22 protein-coding genes, 1 pseudogene and 1 other annotated feature are annotated in these 23,282 nt (G+C 64.1%); of the genes and pseudogenes, 17 read left to right on the forward strand and 6 right to left on the reverse strand.

Annotated elements, in window-relative coordinates; translation table 11 throughout:
- Window positions 1-88 precede the first annotated feature (88 nt).
- The 5 genes from VARPA_RS11535 (at window position 89) to VARPA_RS11555 (ending at window position 7,226) form a co-directional block, all read left to right on the forward strand.
- Window positions 89-1,969, forward strand: coding sequence for a bifunctional sugar phosphate isomerase/epimerase/4-hydroxyphenylpyruvate dioxygenase family protein (locus VARPA_RS11535; RefSeq protein ID WP_013540739.1), 1,881 nt, complete (start codon window positions 89-91; stop codon window positions 1,967-1,969).
- Between the two features lie 54 nt (window positions 1,970-2,023).
- Window positions 2,024-3,436: an MFS transporter gene (locus VARPA_RS11540; protein WP_013540740.1), complete on the forward strand. Its 1,413-nt coding sequence runs from the start codon at window positions 2,024-2,026 to the stop codon at window positions 3,434-3,436.
- A 53-nt stretch (window positions 3,437-3,489) separates the two neighbouring features.
- Window positions 3,490-4,173 carry a DsbA family oxidoreductase gene (locus VARPA_RS11545; protein WP_041943522.1) on the forward strand — a complete coding sequence of 228 codons (684 nt, stop codon included), beginning with the start codon at window positions 3,490-3,492 and terminating at the stop codon, window positions 4,171-4,173.
- A gap of 141 nt (window positions 4,174-4,314) precedes the next feature.
- Window positions 4,315-5,865, forward strand: a complete 1,551-nt coding sequence (locus VARPA_RS11550; RefSeq protein ID WP_013540742.1) for a DUF1800 domain-containing protein — start codon at window positions 4,315-4,317, stop codon at window positions 5,863-5,865.
- A 149-nt stretch (window positions 5,866-6,014) separates the two neighbouring features.
- A complete protein-coding gene (locus VARPA_RS11555; protein WP_013540743.1) occupies window positions 6,015-7,226 on the forward strand; it encodes a DUF1501 domain-containing protein in 1,212 nt (403 codons plus the stop codon).
- Between the two features lie 49 nt (window positions 7,227-7,275).
- Here the strand turns inward: VARPA_RS11555 and VARPA_RS11560 are convergent, their stop codons facing one another.
- Together VARPA_RS11560 and VARPA_RS11565 are read right to left on the reverse strand one after the other, a co-directional pair.
- On the reverse strand, window positions 7,276-8,304 hold the full coding sequence (locus VARPA_RS11560) for an alpha/beta fold hydrolase (protein WP_013540744.1): 1,029 nt from the start codon (window positions 8,302-8,304) through the stop codon (window positions 7,276-7,278).
- Window positions 8,305-8,595: 291 nt separating this feature from the next.
- Entirely contained in the window at window positions 8,596-9,696 is a 1,101-nt protein-coding gene (locus VARPA_RS11565; protein WP_013540745.1) for an ABC transporter substrate-binding protein, read from the reverse strand.
- 229 nt (window positions 9,697-9,925) lie between these two features.
- Here VARPA_RS11565 and VARPA_RS11570 point away from each other — a divergent pair, with 229 nt between their 5' ends.
- Window positions 9,926-10,282, forward strand: coding sequence for a hypothetical protein (locus VARPA_RS11570; RefSeq protein WP_013540746.1), 357 nt, complete (start codon window positions 9,926-9,928; stop codon window positions 10,280-10,282).
- A gap of 100 nt (window positions 10,283-10,382) precedes the next feature.
- Window positions 10,383-11,249 (forward strand): alpha/beta hydrolase, encoded by an 867-nt coding sequence (locus tag VARPA_RS30560; RefSeq protein ID WP_013540747.1) that lies wholly within the window; start codon window positions 10,383-10,385, stop codon window positions 11,247-11,249.
- A 280-nt stretch (window positions 11,250-11,529) separates the two neighbouring features.
- Here the strand turns inward: VARPA_RS30560 and VARPA_RS11575 are convergent, their stop codons facing one another.
- The gene (locus VARPA_RS11575) at window positions 11,530-11,901 is read right to left on the reverse strand and encodes a VOC family protein (RefSeq protein WP_013540748.1); all 372 of its coding nucleotides are present in this window, start codon (window positions 11,899-11,901) and stop codon (window positions 11,530-11,532) included.
- A 252-nt stretch (window positions 11,902-12,153) separates the two neighbouring features.
- On the opposite strand from VARPA_RS11575, the gene VARPA_RS11580 reads away from it, so the two are divergent.
- Together VARPA_RS11580 and VARPA_RS11585 are read left to right on the forward strand one after the other, a co-directional pair.
- The gene (locus tag VARPA_RS11580; RefSeq protein WP_013540749.1) at window positions 12,154-12,564 is read left to right on the forward strand and encodes a cupin domain-containing protein; all 411 of its coding nucleotides are present in this window, start codon (window positions 12,154-12,156) and stop codon (window positions 12,562-12,564) included.
- Between the two features lie 53 nt (window positions 12,565-12,617).
- On the forward strand, window positions 12,618-13,391 hold the full coding sequence (locus VARPA_RS11585) for a tRNA-uridine aminocarboxypropyltransferase (RefSeq protein ID WP_013540750.1): 774 nt from the start codon (window positions 12,618-12,620) through the stop codon (window positions 13,389-13,391).
- Here VARPA_RS11585 and VARPA_RS11590 read toward each other — a convergent pair.
- Both VARPA_RS11590 and VARPA_RS11595 read right to left on the reverse strand, forming a co-directional pair.
- Window positions 13,369-14,079 (reverse strand): alpha/beta hydrolase, encoded by a 711-nt coding sequence (locus VARPA_RS11590; RefSeq protein ID WP_013540751.1) that lies wholly within the window; start codon window positions 14,077-14,079, stop codon window positions 13,369-13,371. The two genes, VARPA_RS11585 and VARPA_RS11590, sit on opposite strands and share 23 nt — an antisense overlap.
- Entirely contained in the window at window positions 14,076-15,746 is a 1,671-nt protein-coding gene (locus VARPA_RS11595) for an ATP-binding protein (RefSeq protein WP_013540752.1), read from the reverse strand. Before VARPA_RS11595 ends, VARPA_RS11590 begins: the two co-directional genes overlap by 4 nt.
- Before the next feature lie 354 nt (window positions 15,747-16,100).
- On the opposite strand from VARPA_RS11595, the gene VARPA_RS31020 reads away from it, so the two are divergent.
- The 8 genes and pseudogenes from VARPA_RS31020 to VARPA_RS11645 all read left to right on the forward strand — a co-directional run bounded on the left by VARPA_RS31020 (window position 16,101) and on the right by VARPA_RS11645 (window position 22,808).
- Window positions 16,101-16,460: a hypothetical protein gene (locus VARPA_RS31020; RefSeq protein WP_144298963.1), complete on the forward strand. Its 360-nt coding sequence runs from the start codon at window positions 16,101-16,103 to the stop codon at window positions 16,458-16,460.
- Window positions 16,461-16,476: 16 nt separating this feature from the next.
- On the forward strand, window positions 16,477-17,019 hold the full coding sequence (locus tag VARPA_RS11605; RefSeq protein ID WP_144298964.1) for a hypothetical protein: 543 nt from the start codon (window positions 16,477-16,479) through the stop codon (window positions 17,017-17,019).
- A gap of 106 nt (window positions 17,020-17,125) precedes the next feature.
- Window positions 17,126-17,626, forward strand: a complete 501-nt coding sequence (locus tag VARPA_RS30175) for a hypothetical protein (protein WP_144298965.1) — start codon at window positions 17,126-17,128, stop codon at window positions 17,624-17,626.
- Between the two features lie 174 nt (window positions 17,627-17,800).
- On the forward strand, window positions 17,801-18,199 hold the full coding sequence (locus tag VARPA_RS11615; protein WP_041942863.1) for a hypothetical protein: 399 nt from the start codon (window positions 17,801-17,803) through the stop codon (window positions 18,197-18,199).
- Window positions 18,200-18,354: 155 nt separating this feature from the next.
- Window positions 18,355-19,538, forward strand: a pseudogene (locus tag VARPA_RS11625) (IS3 family transposase).
- 47 nt (window positions 19,539-19,585) lie between these two features.
- Window positions 19,586-20,817 (forward strand): IS3 family transposase gene (locus tag VARPA_RS11635; RefSeq protein WP_416367497.1). Its coding sequence is split into 2 segments (ribosomal slippage): window positions 19,586-19,877 and window positions 19,877-20,817, totalling 1,233 coding nucleotides; the frame shifts between segments, so codons are not numbered across the junction.
- Window positions 19,864-19,980, forward strand: a sequence feature (AL1L pseudoknot). It overlaps the preceding gene by 117 nt.
- Before the next feature lie 290 nt (window positions 20,818-21,107).
- Complete coding sequence (locus tag VARPA_RS11640; RefSeq protein ID WP_013540757.1) at window positions 21,108-21,698, forward strand: GNAT family N-acetyltransferase; 591 nt, start codon at window positions 21,108-21,110, stop codon at window positions 21,696-21,698.
- Between the two features lie 204 nt (window positions 21,699-21,902).
- Complete coding sequence (locus VARPA_RS11645; protein ID WP_013540758.1) at window positions 21,903-22,808, forward strand: LysR family transcriptional regulator; 906 nt, start codon at window positions 21,903-21,905, stop codon at window positions 22,806-22,808.
- Here VARPA_RS11645 and VARPA_RS11650 read toward each other — a convergent pair.
- Window positions 22,798-23,199 (reverse strand): RidA family protein, encoded by a 402-nt coding sequence (locus VARPA_RS11650; RefSeq protein WP_013540759.1) that lies wholly within the window; start codon window positions 23,197-23,199, stop codon window positions 22,798-22,800. The two genes, VARPA_RS11645 and VARPA_RS11650, sit on opposite strands and share 11 nt — an antisense overlap.
- Window positions 23,200-23,282 lie beyond the last annotated feature (83 nt).

The following is a 23,282-nucleotide window of genomic DNA, read 5'->3' on the forward strand; positions in this document are numbered from 1 at the left end:
CGATTAATGAACGAAGGCGTTCGTTAATCGCCCCGAAGAGGCCCGAATTGGTTGTGGCGCAGGGCCCGGGTTCCTAAAGTCCACTCCCATGCATCGCTCCATCGCCACGGTCTCGCTCAGCGGCACCCTTCGCCAGAAGCTCGAAGCGGTCGCGGCCGCCGGGTTCGACGGCATCGAGCTGTTCGAGGCCGACTTCATCAACTTCAAGGGCACGGCCACCGAACTGCGCGGCATCGTGGCCGACCTCGGCCTGGCTATCGACCTCTACCAGCCCTTCCGCGATTTCGAAGGCATGCCCGAGCCGCAGTTCCGCCGCAGCCTGGAGCGCGCCGAGCGCAAGTTCGACCTGATGGAAGCGATGGGCGCGCCGATGGTGCTGTGCTGCTCGAACACCTCGCCGCTGGCCATGGACGACCCGGCTCTCGCCGCCGCGCAGTTGCACGAACTGGCCGAGCGTGCCGCGCGCCGCAACCTGCGCGTGGGCTTCGAGGCGCTGGCCTGGGGCCGCCACACCTCGCTCTATGGGCAGGCCTGGAACATCGTGAAGCAGGCGGATCACCCGCACCTCGGGCTGATCCTCGACAGCTTCCACACGCTGTCGCTGAAGGACGACCCGGCGGGCATCGCCGACATCCCGGGCGAGAAGATCTTCTTCCTTCAGATGGCCGATGCGCCGCTGCTTGCGATGGATGTACTGCAGTGGGCGCGCCACCACCGCTCGTTTCCGGGGCAGGGCGATTTCGACGTGACCGGGTTCTTCACGCAGGTGCTGCGCGCGGGCTACACCGGGCCGCTGTCGCTGGAAATCTTCAACGACATCTTTCGCGAGACGCCGAACCGGCGCACCGCCGTCGATGCGATGCGTTCGTTGCTGTACCTGGAGAGCGAAGCGCGCCAGCGGCTCGCCGCGGTGCAGCCGCAGCAGCACGTGGAGCTTTTCAATCCGCCGCCGGTGGCCGCGCTTTCGGGGCTGTCGTTCATCGAGTTCGCGGCGAACGAAGCCTCGGCGCTCACGCTCGACACGCTGGTGCGGCAGCTCGGCTTTCGCCGCATCGGCAAGCATCGCTCCAAGGCCGTGACGCTGTACCGGCAGGGCGAGATCAACTTCATCGTGAATGCGCAGCCGGACTCCTTTGCGCGCGACCGTTTCGAGGCGCATGGCACCTCGGTGTGCGCGCTGGGCGTGCGCTGCGCCGATCCGCTTGCAGCAGTGGAGCGCGCGACCGCGATGCGCTCCAAGCGCCACGACAGTCCGGTCGGCCCGAACGAGTTGCGCGTGCCGGCGGTCGTCGCGCCGGGCGGCAACCTCATTCATTTCGTGGCGGAGTCGCTGGGTGCGAACGGCCTGTACGAAGCCGACTTCATCCTCGAAGACGAGCTGCCCACCGCCGACAACGATGCGGGCCTCCAGCAGATCGACCACGTCGCCCTCGGCCTTGCGCTCGATCAGCTCGACACCTGGGTGCTCTTCACGCGCGCCGTGCTCGGCCTGGAGCCCGGCGAAAGCCTGGAACTCGCCGACCCCTTCGGCCTGATCCGCAGCCGCGGCGTCGCCAACGCCGAACGCAGCGTGCGCCTCGTGCTCAACGTGTCGCTGAGCCAGCGCACACGCACCGCGCGCACGCTCAGCGTGACCGGCGGCGGCGCGGTGCACCACATCGCGTTGAACTGCGAAGACATCTTCGAAACGGCCGCAAAGCTGCGCGCCAACGGCACGCGCTTCGTGCCGATTTCGGACAACTACCACGACGACCTCGCCACGCGCATCGACCTCGCGCCCGAGCTGCTGGAACGCATGCGCGCCGCGGGCGTGCTGTTCGACCGCTCGCCGGCCGGCGACTACCTGCACATCTACACCGAGAGCTTCGAAGGCGGCCTGTTCTTCGAGGTCGCGCAGCGCATCGGCGCCTACGACGCCTACGGTGCGCTCAACGCACCCGCGCGCCTGGCCTCGCAGGCGCAGGACTGATTTCTTTCCCCGTTCGACACTGACTCACCACTGGACATCACTGGAGACAACCCCATGGCCACTACAACAGCCAAAGAGCCCCAAGGCAGGCACCAGTCGAAGAAAGCCGCCGCAAGCGGCTGGATCGGCTCGGCGCTGGAGTACTACGACTTCTTCATCTACGCCACCGCGGCGGCGCTGATCTTTCCGCAGATCTTCTTTCCGAAGGGCGACCCGACGACCGCCATCGTCGCATCGCTCGCGACCTATGGCGTGGGCTATGTCGCGCGCCCCATCGGTGCCTTCGTGCTCGGCCACTGGGGCGACACGCACGGGCGCAAGCAGGTGCTGGTGCTGTGCATGTTCCTGATGGGCTTCTCGACCGTGGCCGTAGGCCTGCTGCCGACCTATGACCAGGTCGGCCTGCTGGCACCGGTGCTGCTGGTGCTGCTGCGCCTGGTGCAGGGCTTCGCGGTGGCGGGCGAGATCTCGGGCGCGAGCTCGATGATCCTGGAGCACGCACCCTTCGGGCGCCGCGGCTTCTTCGCGAGCTTCACGCTGCAGGGCGTGCAGGCCGGCCAGATTCTGGCGGCCGCGGTCTTCTTGCCGCTCGCGCACTACATGCCCGAAGACGCCTTCAACTCGTGGGGCTGGCGCATTCCGTTCCTCTTGAGCTTCCTGGTCATCGTGGCCGGCTACATCATCCGCCGCGAGGTCGACGAGACGCCCGCTTTTGCCGAAGTCGACAAGAAGGGCGAAGTGGCGAAGTCGCCCATCGTGCAGGCCTTCACCGACAGCTGGGCCGACATGCTGCGCGTGGTCTGCATGGCGCTCATGAACGTGATTCCGGTGGTCGCCACCGTGTTCGGCGCGGCCTATGCGGTGCAGGCGGCCTACGGCATCGGCTTCCAGAAAGACGTGTACCTGTGGATTCCCGTGCTCGGCAACATCCTCGCGGTGTTGGTGATTCCGTTCGTGGGCAACCTCTCGGACCGCATCGGCCGGAAGCCCCCGATCATCGTGGGCGCGCTGGCCTCGGGGCTGCTGTCGTTCGTGTACCTGTACGCCATCAGCATCAAGAACGTGCCGCTCGCGATCTGCATGTCGCTGCTGATGTGGGGCATCGTGTACCAGGGCTACAACGCGACCTTCCCGAGCTTCTATCCGGAGCTCTTCCGCACCCGCAACCGCGTGTCGGCCATGGCCATCTCGCAGAACATCGGCACCACCTTCACCGCGCTCCTGCCGGCGCTGTTCGCCGCCGTCGCGCCTCCGGGCTCGACCAATGTGTGGTTCACCGTGGGCGCGATCACCTTCGCGGTGACCATCCTCGCGGCCCTCGCTGCGATGAGCGCCCGCGAGACCTACCGCATCCACATGCGCGACCTGGGCGACCCCAATGCCGTGCCGGTGGACAAGGCCGAATACGAGCGCCTCCGCGAGCAGACGCTGTCGGACGCGCGGCTGGGCAAGGTCGTCTCGGCCTGAAGCCCGAAAACCTTGCCCGCACCAAGGGTTGTGGCGCCATGAAGAATGGCGCCATGACCACCTCTTCATCCCACCTCAAGATCGATTTCGTCTCCGATGTGTCTTGCCCCTGGTGCGCCGTTGGCCTGAGTTCGCTCGAGGCGGCGCTCAAGAGGGTGGCACCGGAGGTCACCGCGGAACTGCACTTCCAGCCCTTCGAGCTGAACCCGCAGATGCCGCCCGAAGGGCAGGACACCTTCGAGCACCTGAACCAGAAGTACGGCTCCTCGCGGGAGCAGCAAGCAGAGGCGCGCGAAATGATCCGCCAGCGCGGCGCGGCCGTCGGCTTCGAGTTCAGCCCCGAGGGCCGGCCCCGGGTCTACAACACCTTCAACGCACACCGGCTGCTGCACTGGGCCGAGCTCGAGAGCCCGGCCAAGCAGGCGGCGCTCAAGAAGCTGCTGCTCAAGGCCTACTTCACCGACAGCCAGAACCCCTCGGACCCCGAGGTGCTGGTGCGCGCGGCGACCGAAGCGGGCCTCGATGCAACGCGGGCCCGCGAGGTCCTGGCGAGCGACGAGTACGCCGCCGAGACCCGCGAACGCGAGCGCATGTACACCGATGCCGGCATCCACTCGGTGCCCGCGATCATCATCAACGATCAGCACCTGATCTCCGGCGGCCAGCCGGTCGAGGTGTTCGAGCGGGCGCTCAAGCAGATTGCGGGTGCGGAGCCGAGCCAGGTCGTGAGCGCCTGATTCGCCTGCTTTCGTTTCGGCTTGCAACGAAGCTGACCGCCAGCTTTACCTGACTGGCACCGAGGGGCCGTCAACCGCATCGGCCCGCTGCGGGTTGATCGGTTCATGATGAGTTCCATGCTGCATCCTGGCCGTCTCTGCATGGTGTCGGCCGCCATGGCGACAGCGCTGCTGGCGGCTTGCACGACCGGATCGCTGCGATCCGATGCGCCCCCGCTGTCTGTTTCGAGCACTGCGGCCGACAGCCCGGCCGCGCAACTGCAATGGCTCCATCGCGTGACCTGGGGCGCGAACGCCGGCAGCCAGGCCGAGTTGGCGAAGACCGGCCTCGCGCGCTGGATGGGGCGGCAGCTGAAGCCGCAGCCCGAACCCTTGCCCCCGGCCGCACAAGCGCAGATCGATGCGATGACGATCACGCGGACGCCGCTCGACCAGCTCGTGATCGGCCTCGACGCCCAGCGCAAGGCCGCCGATGCATTGCCCGACGAAGAACAGAAGAAAGCCGCGCGCCAGGCCTACCAGCAGGAGCTGACCCGGCTCGCCCGCGAGGCGCAGCAACGCTTCGTGCTGCGCGCGCTGTACTCGCCCAACCAGCTGCAGGAGCAGATGACCTGGTTCTGGATGAACCACTTCAACGTCAACCTGCGCAAGGACAACATCCGCGCGCTCGTCGGCGACTACGAAGAGAACGCGATCCGCCCGCATGCGCTCGGGAAGTTCCGCGACCTGCTCGGCGCCACGCTGCACCACCCCGCGATGCTGCGCTACCTGGACAACGCGCAGAACGCCGCCAACCGCATCAACGAGAACTACGCGCGCGAGCTGATGGAGCTGCACACGCTGGGCGTGGGCGGCGGCTATTCGCAGGCCGATGTGCAGGAACTCGCGCGCGTGCTCACCGGCGTGGGCGTGAGCCAGCAGCCGCTCGACGCGGCGCCGCCGAACGTCCGGCCCGCGGTGCGCGCGGACTATGTGCGCAAGGGGCTCTTCGAGTTCAACCCGAACCGGCACGACTACGGTGCCAAGACGCTGCTGGGCCAGCCGATACAGGCGCGTGGTCTCGCGGAAGCCGACGAGGCGCTGGACCGCTTGGCGCGCGCGCCCGCCACCGCGCGCTTCATCTCGCGCAAGCTCGCGGTGTACTTCGTCGCCGACGAGCCATCGCCCGCGCTGATCGACCGCATGGCTGCCGCCTTCACGGGCAGCGATGGCGACATCGCAATCACATTGAAGGCGCTGTTCGAATCGCCCGAGTTCGCCGCTTCGCTCGGCCGCAAGTTCCGCGACCCGGTGCATTACGTGATGGCCGGGGTGCGGCTCGCCTACGACGACCGCGTGGTGCTCAACGTGAGCCCGATGCTGGGCTGGATCAACCGCATGGGCGAGCCGCTGTATGGGCACGAGACGCCCGACGGCTATCCGCTCAACGAGGCCGCATGGGCGAGCGCGGGGCAGATGAACACGCGCTTCGAGATCGCGCGGGCCATCGGAGCGAACGGTGCCGTGCTGTTCCGCGCCGACGAAAAGGCGCCGCTGGAGAAGCCCGCGTTTCCGCCACTGGCCGAATCGAGTGCGGTCCGCGCGATGCAGGTCGGGCTGAGCACCGATACGCGCGAAGCGCTCGCGCAAGCGAAGACCCCGCAGGAATGGAACACCTTCCTGCTCGCATCGCCCGAGCTGATGCGTCGTTGAGGTTTTGTTTTTTCTCCCTCTGGGGGAGGGCAGGGGTGGGGGCAAGCGGCGTTCGATGAAGCGCCGTGGCGGATCGAATGCCGTCGAGCCCCCATCCCAACCTTCCCCCAGAGGGGGAAGGAGCAAGGCAGAAGAAAGGAACACATGTGATGCAACGCCGAGAACTCCTGAAGCTGATCGCCGCCGCACCGCTCGCGGGCGCCGCCGGTCAATTGATCGCCGCGCCTTCCGCCGAGGGCGCCAAGCTGCTCGTCGTGTTCCTGCGCGGCGCCTACGACTGCACCAGCCTGCTCGTGCCGACCGCCGGCGATTTCTATTACGCCTCGCGCCCGAACATCGCCATCGCGCGACCGGGCCAGCCCAACGGCGCGCTGCCGCTCGACAGCAACTGGGGTCTTCACCCCGCGCTTGCGCAAAGCGTGATGCCGCTCTTCCAGCAGAAGCAGGCCTCGTTCATCGCCTTCGCGGGCACCGACGACCTCACGCGCAGCCACTTCGAAACGCAGGACTCCATCGAGCTCGGCCAGGCGCTCGACAAGCGGCGCGACTACCGCTCGGGTTTTCTCAACCGACTGGCTGGCGTGCTCGGCGGCGGCCCGGTGACCGACGTGTCGCCCATCTCCTTCACCGACCAGTTGCCCATCTCGCTGCGCGGCGAGGCCAAGGCCGCCAACATGGCGCTCGCGGGCAATGCGCGTTCCAGCATCGATGCGCGGCAGAGCCAGATCATCGCGGCCATGTACCGCAACACATCGCTTGCGCAGCCCGTGGCCGAAGGCTTTCAGGTGCGCGACGAAGTCATGCGCGCGGTGCAGGCCGAGATGGACGCGGCCAGCCGCAATGCGATGAGCGCCAAGGGCTTCGAGCTCGTCGCGCGCCGCATGGCCGTGCTGATGCGCGACCGCTTCGACCTGGGCTTTGTCGACGTCGGCGGCTGGGACACGCACGTGGGGCAGGGCGCCGCCACCGGCTACCTCGCCAACCGATTCGAAGAACTGGGCCGCGGCGTCGCCGGCTTCGCACAGGAGATGGGCGAGGACGCCTGGCGCCAGACCGTGGTGGTCGTCATCAGCGAATTCGGCCGCACCTTCCGCGAGAACGGCAACCGCGGCACCGACCATGGCCACGGCAGCGTCTATTGGGTGCTCGGCGGAGGCCTCTCGGCCGAGGCGGGCGGGCGCATCGTCGGCGAGCAGCAGGCGCTGACGCAGGCCACGCTGTTCCAGAACCGCGACTACCCGGTGCTCAACGAATACCGGGCGGTGTTCGGTGGATTGTTCAGGCGGATGTACGGGCTTTCGCCCGCGCAGCTCGGGCGGGTGTTCGAGGGCGTGGCGCCGCGGGAGCTGCGACTGGTCTAGAGGCCCGGCGGACCAGGCCGCGGGACCCCTCCGCCTCTGACGCTGCAGCTCACCCGCGCGTCACGTCGATCACGGCCTTCGCGAACACCTCGGGCGCTTCCTGCGGCAGGTTGTGGCCGATGCCGCCGCTCGCCAGCCGGTGCTCGTAGCGCCCCGAGAACTTCTTTGCGTACGCGCTGGGTTCCGGGTGCGGCGCGCCGTTGGCGTCGCCTTCCAGCGTGATGGTCGGGACGCCGATCACCGGCGCCTTGGCGAGCCGGTCTTCCAGCGCCTGGTACTTCGCCTCGCCGTCGGCGAGGCCGAGGCGCCAGCGGTAGTTGTGGACCGTGATGGCCACGTGGTCGGGGTTCTCGAAGGCGACGGCGCTGCGATCGAAGGTGGCCGCATCGAAGTTCCACTTCGGCGATGCGATTTGCCAGATGAGCTTGGCGAAGTCGTGGCGGTTCTTCTCGTAGCCGGCGCGGCCGCGCTCGGTCGCGAAGTAGTACTGGTACCACCATTGCAACTCGGCCGCGGGCGGCAGCGGCGCCTTGCCGGCCTCCTGGCTGCCGATGAGGTAGCCGCTGACCGACACCAGCGCCTTCACGCGCTCGGGCCACAGCGCGGCCATGATGCAGGCGGTGCGCGCGCCCCAGTCGCAACCCGCGACCGTGGCGGTCTGGATCTTCAGCGCGTCCATCAGCGCGATGATGTCCACCGCCACCACCGACTGCTGCCCATTGCGCGGCGTGTCGGCCGACAGGAAGCGGGTGGCGCCATAGCCGCGCAGGTACGGCACGATCACGCGGAAGCCCGCGGCGGCCAGTTGCGGCGCGACGTCCACGAACATGTGGATGTCGTAGGGCCAGCCGTGCAGAAGAATCACAGGCGCGCCATTCGCCGGACCGGCTTCGTAATAGCCGACGCTCAGGCCGTTGGCCTCGATGCGCTTGAGCGGCTCGAGGTGCCTCGCGCCGCCCGCGGCGGTGCCGGCGGATTGGGCAAAGGCGGGCACCATCGAAGTCATCTGGGCGGCGGCCACGCCGAGCGCGGCCTTGGCGAGGAAAGAGCGGCGAAGCAGCGGGGAGGAAGCGGTCATCGGGAACTCCTGGAAGTGTGTGTTGAGACACTCCGGAGGCGCAGTCGTCACTCAGTTGCCGCGCGCTCTCCGAAGGGATGGCGCGATTCTTCGATGCGAAGGCGGCTTGCCGATCGGCTTTCGTATGCCTCTGTATCCGGGCTGCGTTGGCCAACAATAAATTTCAATCGCGGCAGTGTGCGGGGCGCTGCCTATCGGCGCGGGCGTGCGATCGACGGCTCGCCAAGGCCGTCGCGTCGCCCGGAGTCTTGCGGGCTTGGCGCCGCTAACCAATCGCGCGCCGCCCCACGCTCAGCGGATGTACTTGCCCCCACTGCGCGCCAGCGTCAGGTCGGTGAAGTGCGAACCGCTGCGATCGTTCTGGTCGATCGTCAGGTCGAAGCCGCCCAGGTTGAGATGGCCGAGGTTCTGCATGGCCGCGAGCATCGATGCGCGCGAAGGCGTGCCGTTGATCCGGCGCAGCCCTTCGACCAGCACCTGGGCGCTGATGTAGCCCTCCAGGCTCCAGTAGCCGATGCGGGTGTCGTCGGCGGCCTTCATCGCCTGCTGGTACTTGGCGACGATCGGGAACGCACCCACGGTCCATGGGTAGGGCATGACCTGCGTCACCGCGATGCTCACGCCCTGGGCAGCCAGTTCGCCGAACACGTCGCCTGCCGAGGAGATGGTGTAGAAGGTCGGCGCGCCGCCTTGCTTGCGGATTTCGCCGACCAGGTCCGCGCACATCTTTCCGGGGCAGAACATCACGATGGCCTGCACTTCCTTCGGCTTGAGTTCTTCGGCCGCCTTCTTCAGGTCGACCTTGCCGGGCGGCTGGTTGACGGCGGTGAAGAACTTCTGCCCACCCTTGCCGAGCAGCCCGCCCATGTGGTCGAACATCACCTTGGATTCGGGAATCTCCAGCGAGAAGAACCCGATCCGCTTGATGCCCAGCACCTGCAGGTGCGAGACGATGTGGCTCGTCTCGTCCTTGAAGCTGCTGCGCACATTGAAGACGTAGTCGTTGCCGGGCTGCCGCAGGCTGCTCACGCCGGTGGCCGGTGCAATGAACGGCACCCGGTTCTCGACGGCAACCTGCGCACCGGCCACCGAGGCCGGCGTGTTCACGAAACCGAAGAGGCTGATCGCGCCCGCATCGACCAAGGTCTTGGCGTTCGCGGCCGCACGCTCGGGCACGTACATGTCGTCCAGCGTGCGCAGTTCGACAAGGCGCCCCTTGACGCCTCCCGCACGGTTCACTTGGTCGATGTAGAGCCGGGCGCCCCCGACGAACGCCGTGCCCGCCGCGGCCGCGGGGCCGGTGAGAGGCGCCGACTGGCCGATCAGGATCTTCTCCTGCGCCGAGGCGACCAGCGTGACGGTCAGGGCGACAAGGGCGAGCAGGTGTTTCATTGACGAGGAGTGGTGAGTACGTGGCGGGAAGAAACGAACGGTCACAATTGTTCGCAGGCCCGCGTACTTTCGAACAGCGCGAAAAATGAGATGGAGCCGCTCGGTTTTCGATGCAATCAATGGGCGCATTGCACGCCCGGCCATCACAGAATAACGGTGGCCAGAACTCGCGGATACCATCCCGTCGCCGAAATCACTCCCCTCGCAGTACAACGACTCGACAACAGACATGCTGACCGCCCTCTACTACCTGCTGATGCTCCTGCTCGGATTCGCCTGGTACAAATTCGGGCAGAACCTGCTTCGCAAGGGATATCGCGATGAGCGCGACCAACGCACCGAAGGATTCGTCGGGCCGGTGGGATTTCTCTTGATCGCTGTCGTCGGTTGCTACCTCTTGTTTGCCTTGCTGCGCGCGCTGCTTCGCGCGGAGGTGCCGTGCATGGGCAAGGCTTGCCAGATGCAGGTCTACACCCTGGCGGCAAACCCCGGTGAGTACTGGGCCAACATGTTCTTCCTGGCGTGGCTCGTGCTTGGCCTCGGCTATGCGATGTATGTGACGCTCAAGGTCTGGTTTCGCGCGTAGGGTGCGTTGGTTGGCATTGCCACGGTGGCTATGGGCTGGTTCGCGGGCGAAAATGAACACTCGGACTATTGGCTGCAAACGGGTCAAGAGGAGATATTCGATGCGTGAAACCAAGGCCTCTGTGATCTCGCGCAAACTGCGCCGCTCCTGCGCTGTAGCGATTGGCCTTCTGGCCGGAGTAACTCTCGCAACGTCACCACGAGCTGCAGAAGATCCAGCGAACCAAGTTGCACCACCGAACACTTCGGTGTACCGGAACATCGCCGGTCGCGATCTTCGAGTTTTCGAATTTCCGCCTGCAGACATCGCGGGTAGCGCGCGGCCCGCCATCCTTTTGGTACAAGGCGGCGCATGGTCGCGCGGCAGCCCCGAACAGCTCTTCAGATCGGCGCGATACTTTTCTGAAAAAGGGTTTGTATCCGCGGTTGTCGAGTACAGACTGGCGGATGCAACGAGTTCGCCAGTCGAGTCGTTCTCGGACGTTTGCTACTCGCTCGCATTCCTGAGAAAGAATGCCGGCAGGCTTGGACTTGCGCCATCGAGGGTTGCACTCTGGGGAATCTCGTCGAGCGGCCAACTCGTGGCGTCTGCGGCGACGGTTGGCTGCGATTCTGCAGAGGGTAGCTCTGGCAATGGCGGCCCCGACGCATTACTGCTCGTCTCGCCTGTAGTGGATGCCGTCTCGGACGGGTTGTTTCGAGACCTGATGAAAGGACACGGAAAGCCTTCGTCTTTGTCCCCCACACACACTTTGACCAGAAGTATTGCTCCGACTCTCATCATGCAGGGCAACGCGGATCACACTACCCCGATCGAGCGGAGCAAGGTGTTCTGCGAACGAGCGCGAGGCTTGGGAAGCCGGTGCGAACTCATCGTTCTTGAAGGGCAGGGGCATGTGCTCGACAGACCAACTCGAGACGAGGTACTGGATCGCCAGGTCAGGTTTCTACGAGAAATGTGGCAATGAAAATGCCTACGGTTCACCAGGACTCCCGCAGCCCCACTTATCGGGATACGCCTATGTCTGCAACGGGCCCTGCGGCCTTCACGCCCTTTGGCTGGAGTCGGCCATAACCATCGTTCGTTGCCCAAGCGCAATGCGGCCCTAAGAGGTCGTTCATCAGGGACGTTTGATTTTCTTTCTGAAGCGCAGTTTCGGCTGCGAGGCAGCTCTCGCGGCTATCGATCAGGAGCCTTGGCTACCCGGCTACTAGCCAGCACAAACGGCTGGCTCCGGAGATCCATCGCTACGCCCGAGGCTGCTCCACCAACTGAAGCTCATTGCCCGCAGGATCGCGAAGCGTTGCAAGAACGCCGCCCCATTGCTGCCGCTCCGGAAGCCCGCTGAAGTCAACGCCGAGCGACGAAAGCTCCTTGTACTTCGACTGGATGTCCGCCACGTCGAAAGACAGCCCGGTGAAACGTCCGACCAGCACCCGGTCTTCTTCCGGCGCATCGTCCTCGACACGCTCGACCACCAGGCTCATCGGTCCGGCATCGAACACGCAGAAGCCCTGCTCGCGCCCATCGGCCTTCAGTTGCAGGCCTAGTACCTCTTCATAAAAGCGGGAGGCGTCGGCAAGGTCGCGGACAAAGATGCGTGCGGTGTGAAGCTGCATGGTCTCTCCTGGCAAGCGGATGGTGGTGGATGGGCTGCATGCTAGGCGCGTACTTCGCCCGCAACAAGGGGCCACGGCGCCGCGCACGAAACAGTCGAGCGGTCGATCGATGCGCGTGCGCACCACGCGGCCCGTGAAATTTATTGTCGTGAAAGCGCGCCCGGATACACAGGCATACGGTGTGCGCGCAGAGCAGGGTGCATCGCTCCAAGAATCGCCTTCGTCATCCACTCCTCACATCGAAAGACTCCCATGACGAAGACGTTCAAGTTCCAAACGATGGCCGCAATGCTGCTGCTCGCCGGCAGCACCCTGGCCTCGCATTTCGCATTCGCGCAGCAACCTCCGGGCATCGGGCGAACCCAATCGCTGAAGCACGACCTGGCCGATCCCGGCCGCGAAGCGATCCAGGTGCGCGTCGATTTCGCGCAGGGCGCTGCCTTCGGCTTTCACTCGCACCCCGGCGAAGAGATCGCGTATGTGCTCGAAGGCACCGTGCAGTACCAGTTCGAGGGCAAGCCGCCGATCACGCTCAAGGTCGGCGATTCGCTGTTCATCCCGGCGGGTACGGTTCACTCGGCGAAGAACGTCGGCAGCGACAACGCGGCGGAACTCGCGACCTATCTGGTCGAGAAGGGGAAGCCGTTGGTCGTGAGCAAGTGAGCCCCGGCGACGGCGCATCCGGTGCGGGCCGGCCTCGGGTCGACAATCCCCGCATGCCTCACGCCGTCTCTCTCCTTCGCGCCGCACGCCTTGCGCGCAGCGCCAAGCCCTTCCTGGCCCGCGGCGGCTTCAAGCGCGAGCGCTGCGCGGGCTGCCGGCTGCTGCCCAGCCATTGCATGTGCGCCTTGCGCCCGTCGGTGACCACGCGTGCGGGCGTGTGCCTGCTCATGGCGGACATCGAGCCGCTCAAGCCGAGCAACACGGGTTGGCTGATCGCCGATGTGGTGCCCGACACCTTCGCCTTCGGCTGGGCGCGCACCGAGACCGATCCCGCGCTGCTTGCCTTGCTGGCCGATCCGCAGTGGCAGCCCTACGTGGTGTTTCCCGGCCAATATGCCGCGCCCGAGCGCGTGGTGCACACCGTGCCGCTTTCGCTCGAATCGCTGGATGGTGCAACAGTGAAACGCCCGCTCTTCATCCTGCTGGACGGCACCTGGGGCGAGGCCCGCAAGATGTTCGGCAGAAGCCCGTACCTCGATGCGCTGCCGGTGCTGAGCCTGGAGCCCGAGCAGATATCGCAATACAAGCTGCGCCGCTCCGGGCGCGACGACCATTTCTGCACGAGCGAAGTGGCGGCCCTGTGCATGAACCTGGCGGGCGAGCACGTCGCCGAGCAAACGCTGGAGGCCTATCTGGCCGTGTTCACGCACCACTACCTGCGTGCGAAGAACCAGCAGCCGATCGTGTGGGATGGCGATGCGCACCAGCGGCTGCGCGAGGTGCAATGCCAGGAGCAGGCGGGCGCTACGGTTCCTGCCGTCCCATGAAGAACTCGACCGCCCGCGCAACGACCCACGGCACGATGACGTGGTCGCCATCGAAGGGCTGAAGCGTCAGGTCGTGCCCGCTCTCCAGCAGCCGCCGTGCATGCGGATGCGCACTGGTCTCGATGGGCAACTGGCTATCAGCGCGGCCGTGTCCCAGAAACACGCGGGGCTTTCCGGTCTGCGTGAATGCGTTCATGAAGCCCGCCGACAAGCCGATCACATGGCTCGCCACATCACCGTTGGTCACGCCGAGCGAGAGGGCGTAGCTGCCGCCATCGGAGAAGCCTGCGAACGCGAGGCGCGCGGGGTCGATGCGAAAGTGCCCGGCCACCGTCGAGAGCGCGCCGTCGAGCCGCTCCAGGTCGGGCCCGTGTCCGCCGACCACGATGTCCCACGTCGGGTACATCGATTGCGGCGCAAGCAGAAGAAACTTCCGCGCCCGCGCGTGCGCCACGAAATGCGGCAGCACCCGGTTGGCTTCACCGCCTGCGCCGTGGAACATCACCAGCAGCGGCAGCGGTGCATCTAGCGGTAAGCCCTCGGGCACCACCAGCACGGCTTCGCGTGCTTCGGCGAACGCAAGGCTGTGGCGCCCCGGCGGCAGCGGCGCTGAAGCGGGCAGAGCGCCCGGCCGGAAGGCCAGGCGGCCGGTGAGCGCGCCACCGAGCAGGCTGCCGGCATCGATCATTCGTCGTTCCTCGTCCGCGCGCCGGTTTGCGAAGCGCAGGCGATGCCGCGGAACACGGCGCATTGCGCGAACGCCTGCGTCGAGAGCGGAAGTTCCTTCCGGCGGCAGTACTTGCTGGTGAGCTTGAGCAGCTCCTTGATGTCGCGCCCGCTCGCACCGGCGTAGTCGGCCACCAGCCTGTCGATCACCGTGCCCGGCAGCTCCACGCCCAGTTGCGCCGACAGCGTGGACCAGAGGCGCCGCGCGTCGTCGGGGCCCGGCGGCTGGTAGTCGATGACCGCGATGCAGCGCGACAGGATCGCCTCGTCGATGTCGCCGTCGCGGTTGGTGGTCATGAAGAGCAGGCCGCTGAAGTATTCGAGCGTGCGCAAGAACTCCGCCACGATCGCGTTGTGCTGCAGGTCGTTGTCGCGCCGGCGGATGTACACGTCGGCCTCGTCCAGCAGCAGCACGCAATCCCACCGCGCGGCACGCTGCAGGATCTTCGTGAGGCTGGCCTCGACCGAGTTGGCCGTCACGCCCAGTTGGCCCGAATGCACGCGGTACAGCGGCTTGCCGACCACCTCGGCATAAACCTCTGCCGTGAGCGTCTTGCCCAGGCCCGGCGCGCCCTTGCACAGGATGGTGGTGCCGCCCGACTTGCCGGGCACCACGTCTTCCACGAGGAAGCTGCGGTCGGCCGTGAGGATGTCGATCAGGTCGCGATGCGCCTGCGGCAGCACCAGCCGCTCGCGCAGTTGGGGTTGATATGTGTAGGCCTGCACATGCTGCGCATGAACCCAGACGTTGCGGTGCCAGTCCAAATGAAACAGATGCAGATAGCAGTGCTGCGGAATGCGGTCGAAGCCGCTGGCGACGCCGCTCTCGCGCCAGTAGTGCGCGTCGGCGGCCGGGTCGAAGCGGCGCCGCAGCAGCTCTTCGTCGTTCACGCAGCGCACGGTCGCGCCTTCGGGCATCCGGTGGCACGACATGCCGGCCCGCGGGCCTTCGCCGGCCGTCCAGACGCAGCCGTCGACGCTGAACTGGGCGCCGAACTGCGGCTGCAGCCGCGTGAAGCATGCGAGCTGCTTGTCGTACTCGCGCTTGAACTCGGCGCACTCCTTGTGAAAGCCGTGGTCGGCGAAGAGGCCGGCCAGCGTGCGGCCGGGCAGGTCTTCCGCGTAGAAGCTCAGGCCCCAAGTCATGCCCGAGAAGCGCAGCCGCGGCTCGGTGGGCGGCTCGCGGCCGGCCGCCTGCAGCGTGTTGGCCAAGAGGCCCACCAGCACATAGGCCTCGCCGTCCGTGGGCTTCACCAGGCGCACCGTGTGCACCAGCCAGGGAAGCAGCGCGCCGTCCTTGCCGCGCTGATAGAGCCAGCCGTCGATGAGGTCGCGGCGCAGCCATTCGATCAGCGCCGGCACCATCAGCTCCAGGCTCGGAATGGGCCGGGCGAGCGGTTCGCCGTTGAGGTTGTCCAGCGCGAGCAGCTGGAACACCAGGTCGCGCGCACCGGCGGCCATGCCGAGTTGGAAGAGCAGGTTGAGCGAGTGGCCGTCGAAATGCTGGCTGGACACGATGCGCACGCCGCTGCCGGCGCCATACCCACCCAACTGCAAGCCAAGCGGCGACTGCGCGCCGACCTGACCCTGCAGTACAGCGGCCAGCATTTCCGGTATCTCGAGTTCCACGGTGTCTCCTCGTGTTGCCTTCGATGCTAGCCAGCGGGGAGGGGACGGCGCTTGACCTGGGTCAAGACTGGGGGAGACTTTCGCTTCGGCCTGAAGGCCGAGGCCGACGGCAGCCGCAGCATTCGCAAGCATGCTCACCGTCGATGGCTCGCCCAACCGGGAGCCCAAAGCGTCTACTATTCGGCCCGGCGCCGGTCGCACTTTCGAGTGCATTTGGCGCGCGATTCGCATGAAGCTAACCGAGTCACAGCATTCGATTTTGGGGCGAATCGGATCTGTCGTTCAACCCTGTTGCCGAAGTCGTCGTCTGGGCGGAATCCGGGCGATCAGTCAAGAAATCGAGGTCCTGACGTCATGCCATATTCGATGATGGTTCTTGTCCCTCCTGTTCCAGATGACGACGCCGAAGCGATCGACTGGATTTTCGAACTCGACGAGTCGCTTGCAGCTCGGCCCCAGCCGCTCGATCAACGACTGAAGGACCTGGTTGCTGCGTTGGTGCGCATCTATCCCGAACCAAGGGATCTGCCCGATGAACGAGCAGACGAATGCGTTTGGGCGGAGTCTCCACTTGAGGGCAACGGCCACGGGAAGCTGCTTCACTTCGCACTTTCCGGACGGCATGACATCGATCCGCTGATTGCGCACATCGTGGAAGCCGCAAACAGCCGTGGCCTCATTGCTTTTGATGGCGAGACGCTGCATCGTCCTTGAAGAACCAGCCTATTGAGTGGCTTCAATCCGCCTCATCAAGATGTTCTCGTTCCGCCGCCGTCCTCCGATCAAGCTTCACCTCGGCGTGGTGCGCGTGGTGCCGCGTCGGGATGTGTGGCGCCACTTGGAAGCGGGGCTGCGGCAAGGCAAGGAACTGCGTCCGAGCCTTCTCGCCGTCCTCGGTGAATCGTTCGGGTATGCGGACGCGGCCGGTGTCGCAAACCCGGGCAATGGCGATGTGTGTGTGGACATCGCCGTTGAAAGTCACTCCCGCGGCGGCTTTACCGACTTCGCCCTTGATTTCGCCGCGCTGCCGCTGGGCTGGAGACCGAAGATTTGTCTTTGCGCACGGCTCTACGACATTCAAGACGGCAAGCAAAGAATGGTGGCCCGGGTCGTGGAGCGAATGGGGTGGGGCGAGTACCTTGTATCTCTCGCAAACTGGAGGGTGCTCATGGGCCTCGCGGACCCAGCCAGCGATGAGCGATTCGCGAAGATTCTTCTTCTCGCCGGGCAACGGTTGAAGAGAAAAATCGAAGCTTCGATTTCATCGGCCTGAACCAACCCTTTTCGAGGCAACTCATCTCCCGGAGCAGACATCTTGAGCATCATCTCGACTTTGAAGTCTTTGCTGTGGGGCGAAGTGAGCATGAAAGGAGTTTTCATTGAGAAGAATTCACTTCACTGAGGCCAGGGCGGTCGGATCACATCCCTCCTCTCGATTTGCGCTCGGAGCGATATTCGCAGGCGCGTTGCTTGTCGCTGGTGCGGATGTTCAGTCGCAACCTGCTGACGTATCGGGCGCCGACACGCAGAAGAGGACAACAGTCATCGGCTATCCGAGCGTCGCTGAGGCAATGCGGGTACTCGAGGAGACGCCGGGCTCTTCGGTAACGGTCACCGAGCCGGACAGGTGGACCATCATCAGTGAGCCGGGGCCTACCTATACGCAATGGTCATTTACACCCGCGGGCCACTACGCACATCCGGCTGTGGTCCGGCGTGGAATCAAGATCGCCGGGAGCGGCGGTGTTTTCATAGAAACAACTGCCTTGTGCGAGGCACAGAAATTGTCCTGCGACAAGTTGCTGGACGAGTTTCGGCAAATGAACGCACGCGCCAAGCAAGCCGTTCAGGAGCGTTTGCAGAACCCCGCGCCGCGTTGATGCGTTTGCATACATGCGACGTAGCCATGCCTGACGCTCATCGGGTGTCTCCGATTCACTCCGTCAAGTCAAATGCATGACCAATGAAGCCAACCATCTACAGGCCGCTGGTGGCTTCGCGTTTCGCATCTACATGGTGTGTGTACCCCGAAGCACAATGTTTTGAAGCCGCATATGAAGACATACAAGGAAGCTCGCGGGCATCGAGAGGATTTCACCGTGAAGTACCGTCTCTATTCGCCTTCCGAGGACGGCCGAAAAATCACGTTCCAGCATCTGCGCTGCGACTTCATGTACGAAAGCGATGACCCGATGAAAGGCGACCTCTTCATGATTCATCCAGAGTTTCTCGACGAACGCGGTGAACCGATCGAGGAGGGCGTTGCCGTTCCTCTGGAAGGAAGGGCCACCATGTGGATCTTGAATCCCGAGATGCGAATGTCTGTGCATGGATCTCGCGCCAGGGTTGGCGTGCGCGGACATTTCATGGAGGGGGCGAGAAAGATCGGTGATGTGGAGATCGAGCGGATCGTTGGGCTTCACGACAACGCGATCCCTCGTCCATCTGCGTAGGGCTGCGCTCGGCCACAAGACATCGCCCACCAACTTTGTAGGAATCTAAAAATGAGCTGGCCCCTTGAATGACAGGACACGGTCTATCGCTTATCTTTAAAGATAGGAGTAGGACTGTGAGTACGACTAGGAATACGGATACCGTCGAAGTGATCATGAGGGACCAGCGCCGCAGGCGCTGGTCCCTTGCAGAGAAGGCCGCGCTGGTTCGTCGAAGCTACGAACCTGGCATGAGCGTGTCGCTCGTCGCACGTCAGGAAGGCGTTGCCGCCAGCCTGCTGTTCCAGTGGCGCAAGCTGGAGCGGCAAGGGGCGCTGACGGCTGTATCGGCGGGCGAGGCTGTGGTGCCGGCTTCGGAACTGGCAGCCGCTCGTGCCGAGATCGCCAAGCTACAGCGCGTGCTTGGCAAGAAGACGCTGGAGAACGAGATCCTCAAGGAAGCTGTGGAGTACGCCGCGGAAAAAAAATGGATTGCGCGCTCGCCCTTGCTGGACGGGGACGGCCAGTGAAGGCCGTCTGCCAGGCCCTTGGGTTGGCGCGCTCGAACATTCATCGCTTGCAAGCTCGCCCCGAGTCCTGGATCGACGCCCGGACACGACGCACGGCGCCTGCAAGCGACGTGGCCTTGCTCGACGAGATCAAGGCCCAGATCACCGAGTTGCCGACCTATGGCTACCGGCGTGCCTGCGCGTTGGTGAACCGGCATCGAGCCACCACCGGTGCGACGCGAGTGAACGCCAAGCGCATCTACCGCGTGATGGCGGCTCATGCATTGCTGCTACCGAAGGCGCCGAGACGGCGCCAGTCCAGCCGGCCCCATGAGGGCAAGGTGGCCGTCGCGCACAGCGACATGCGCTGGTGCTCGGACGGCTTCGAGATCAAGTGTGATTTGGGGGCAGACCGTGACCGCGACCTTCACCAAGGACTGCTGCGACCGTGAGATCCTGGCCTATCGGCATGGGAGGGCAAAGGGCTGCCGGGCGAGCCGGTGCGCGAAATGCTCATCGAGGCCGTGGAGAAGCGCTTCGGCGGCGTCGAGGGTGTTCCCAGTACCCACGTCTTGGAGTTCCTCTCGGACAACGGGGGCGCCTACATCGCTGCCGAGACCCGGCAGATCGCTCGACAACTGGGCCTGAGCCCAGTCAACACGCCCGTGTGCAGCCCCCAGAGCAACGGCATCGCCGAGAGCTTCGTGAACACGTTCAAGCGCGACTACGTCAGCCGCATGGACCTTGCCGATGCGAGAACGGTGATGGCGCAGATGGCCGCAGCCTTCGAGCACTTCAATGAGGTGCATCCGCACTCGGCATTGAAGATGAAATCACCCAGGGAGTTCTGAATCGCCCCGGCTTTTGTGGAGGCTCAACACTCTGAGAGGATTGAGCCATGAAGAAGTCGAACAAGTTTTCACCCGAGGTGCGTGAGCGCGCGGTGAGGATGGTGCAGGAGCACCGCGGGGAGTACCCGTCGCTGTGGGCGGCAGTCGAGTCGATCGCACCGAAGATCGGCTGTGTGCCGCAGACGCTGAACGAATGGGTCAAGCGCGACGAGGTCGACAACGGCGTTCGAGAAGGCGTGACGACCAGCGAGGCCCAGCGGATGAAGGAGCTCGAACGCGAGGTCAAGGAGCTGCGCCGAGCCAACGAGATCCTGAAGCTGGCGAGCGCGTTTTTCGCCCAGGCGGAGCTCGACCGCCGGCTGAAGTCCTGAGGGATTTCATCGACAAGCATCGCGGCACCTTCGGGGTCGAGCCGATCTGCAAGGTCTTGCAGGTCGCCCCGTCGGGCTACCGGCGGCACGCGGCGCTGCTGCGTGAGCCGCACAAGCGCTGCGCCAGAGCACACCGCGACGATGTCCTCATGCCGGCGATACAGCGCGTCTGGCAGGCCAACATGCAGGTCTATGGCGCCGACAAGGTCTGGAGGCAACTGGCACGCGAAGGCACGGCTGTGGCCCGCTGCACAGTCGAGCGTCTGATGCGGCGCCTGGGGCTGAGAGGCGTAATGCGCGGCAAGGTGGTGAAGACCACGATCAGCGATGCCAGAGCACCATGCCCGCTGGATCGTGTCAACCGGCAGTTCCGAGCACAGCGCCCGAACCAGCTATGGGTCTCGGATTTCACGTACGTGTCGACATGGCAGGGCTGGCTGTACGTCGCCTTCGTGATCGATGTGTTCGCCCGACGCATCGTGGGCTGGCGGGTCAGCAACTCGATGCGCACGGACTTCGTGCTCGATGCTTTGGAGCAAGCGCTGTACGACCGTCAACCCGAACGCGACGGCAGCTTGATTTGTCACTCCGATCGCGGGTCGCAATACGTCAGCATCCGATACACCGAACGGCTTGCAGAGGCTGGCATCGAGCCATCAGTGGGAAGCAAAGGCGACTCCTATGACAACGCCCTGGCCGAGACGATCAACGGCCTCTATAAGGCCGAGTTGATCCATCGCCGAGCACCGTGGAAGACCAAGGAGGCGGTGGAGTTCGCGACGCTCGAGTGGGTGGCCTGGTTCAACCACCATCGCCTGCTCGAACCCATCGGCTACATCCCGCCTGCAGAAGCTGAGGCAAACTATTACCGGCAACTCGCCAGTCAGACCGCCAAGATGGCGGCTTGACTTAAACCAATCGGCCTCCATGAAAGCCGGGGCGATTCAGTTCAGGCAGCATCGCGCTGCCAACCAGCGTCTTGCTCAGATCGAGCAGACGCTACATTGCGAATAGCCCGTGTCCTGAAATACGGGGGCAAGATCAAAAACGTGCTTACTCTGGTCCAGCGAATATTGAGTTCGCGGCGCAAATGCAGGCTCCAGTCGGAGCCGATCTTCAAGCCATACCAAGCCGTGTCGAAGGCCGGGTTGTTCGAAGTTGAAATCAAGGCCGGGTCGAAAAACTGGAGCAACCTGTCATGACGAACGCCAACACCGCAGACGCACCTGCCGAGCCCTTCCCATCCCTGACAACCCCCCGCCTCACGCTGCGCGAGATCGTCCCGACCGACGCAGCCTCCTTGCTCGCCATCCACGGTGACCGCGAGGCCATGCGTTGGTTCGGCAACGATCCGATCGCGAGCCTGGCGGAAGCCGAGAAGATGGTGCAGACCTTCGCGGGTTGGCGCCAACCGCCGGTCCTGGGAACCAGATGGGCGATCGAGCGCAACCAGGACCGCCGCCTCATCGGCACATGCGGCTTGTTCCGATGGAACAGGAACTGGAAAAGCTGCACCGTAGGCTACGAACTCGCACGCGATGCCTGGGGCGATGGCCTGATGACGGAGGCGCTAGTTGCCGCTTTGCCTTGGGGGTTCGAATCGATGGCGTTGAATCGCATCGAAGCCCAGGTCCATCCGGAGAACGCAGCCTCGCTGAAGCTTCTGCGGCGACTGGGCTTCGTCGAAGAAGGACGCCAGCGGCAGGCCGGCTTCTGGTGGGGCGAGCATCACGACCTGGTGCAGCTCTCGTTGCTGCGCCACGAATACTCGAACGGGAAAAAGCAATAGAGCCAGACTGCCCGGGCCGTGGCGCTGTGCGTTGATGAAGACCCAAGCAGAGAGAGAGGAAATCATCGCGCGTCCGTGTGACGTGGGCGAAGTCGGCCTCCGGGTTGCAGGGCAGCGTCTTGAAGATGCTCTGTTTGGGCGTAATTGAACACATGGATGGATAATGTGGCCGCCTTTTTATCCGTCTTGAGTGAATGGATTTCAATGAACCAACTCCTCGCAATGCGGGCTTTCGTACGAGTGGTGGACACGGGTTCCTTCAGCCGCACCGCGGATCAATTGGCACTTCCGCGGTCGACGGTCAGCAAATTGATTACCGATCTTGAAAAGCACCTGAACATCAAATTGATGCAACGGACCACGCGCGCGGTGACTCCCACATCGGACGGTATCGAGTATTACGGACACGCAATGCGCTGGATCGCCGAAATGGATTCGGTCGAAAGCGCAGTGCGGGGTAAAAAGGTCAAGCCGAGCGGGCATCTGAGAATTGATGCGCCAGCGGTATTTGCCAATAGCCTGCTGATTCCCGAATTGCCGGACTTTCATCGCGAATATCCCGAAATTACCGTTGCAGTCGGAATCAGCGACCGGCCATTGAAGATCGTGGAAGAGGGCGTGGATTGCGTAATTCGCGCTGGCAGGCTCGACGATATGGCAATGGTTGGGCGAAGGGTGACCGAACTTCAATATGTCACCTGCGCCGCGCCGGCTTATCTGGATTGCAAGGGAATTCCCTCTTCCCCAGAAGATCTTCAATTGAATCACGCCGCCGCGTGTTATTTCTTTTCGACAGGGAAACCGGAGCTTTTGATATTCGAACGTGGAAATGAGCGCTTCGAAATCGGCAATTGCGTCTTCTCGACCAACGAAGGCAATGGCCTGAAGGAAATGCTGTTGGCGGGCCTGGGCGTCGGGCAGCATTTCAGGCGCATCGTCCAGCCTTATCTGGATTCGGGTGAATTGGTGGCGGTTCTGGAAGATTGGTCAAGGCCCGCAATGCCTTTTCATATTCTTTATCCACCCAATCGCCACCAGAATGCCAGATTGAAAGCGTTTGCCGATTGGGTGGTTCAGAAATTCGGAGTTGATCTGCCCATTACGGAATAATTGCGGTCACGCGAATTTCGATATGCATATCCGGATGCGCGAGGGATGCGACATCCAATTCCGTCCAGATAGGCGCGTGGTTCGGCATGTATTGACGATAAAGTCTGGCCATCGTTTCATTGACCACCGGCGGAAATCCGCCGACGTGGTATGAATTGACGTGAACGACGTGCTCCCAACTGGCGCCGGCAGTTGCCAGCGTCCGCTCGACATTCTTGAATGCCTGCGCAATTTCATCTTCAAGCGAATTGGGAAATTGCAGATCGTCGCTCCAGCCGCCTTGACCTGAGGTTTCCACGCGATTGCCGATCTTGACGGCTTGCGAATAATGCAATCTGTCGAGGAATTGCTTTCCATATCCGGGGGTGACGAATAATTCGGGTTTGCTCATTTCAATCCTTTCGGTTGTCCAATGACCTGAATGGTATGGACTTGCGAGCGAAACCGACAGCCGCTATTCATGGCATGACTGTT

The organism is Variovorax paradoxus EPS (genome assembly GCF_000184745.1).
GTDB lineage: Bacteria > Pseudomonadota > Gammaproteobacteria > Burkholderiales > Burkholderiaceae_C > Variovorax > Variovorax paradoxus_C.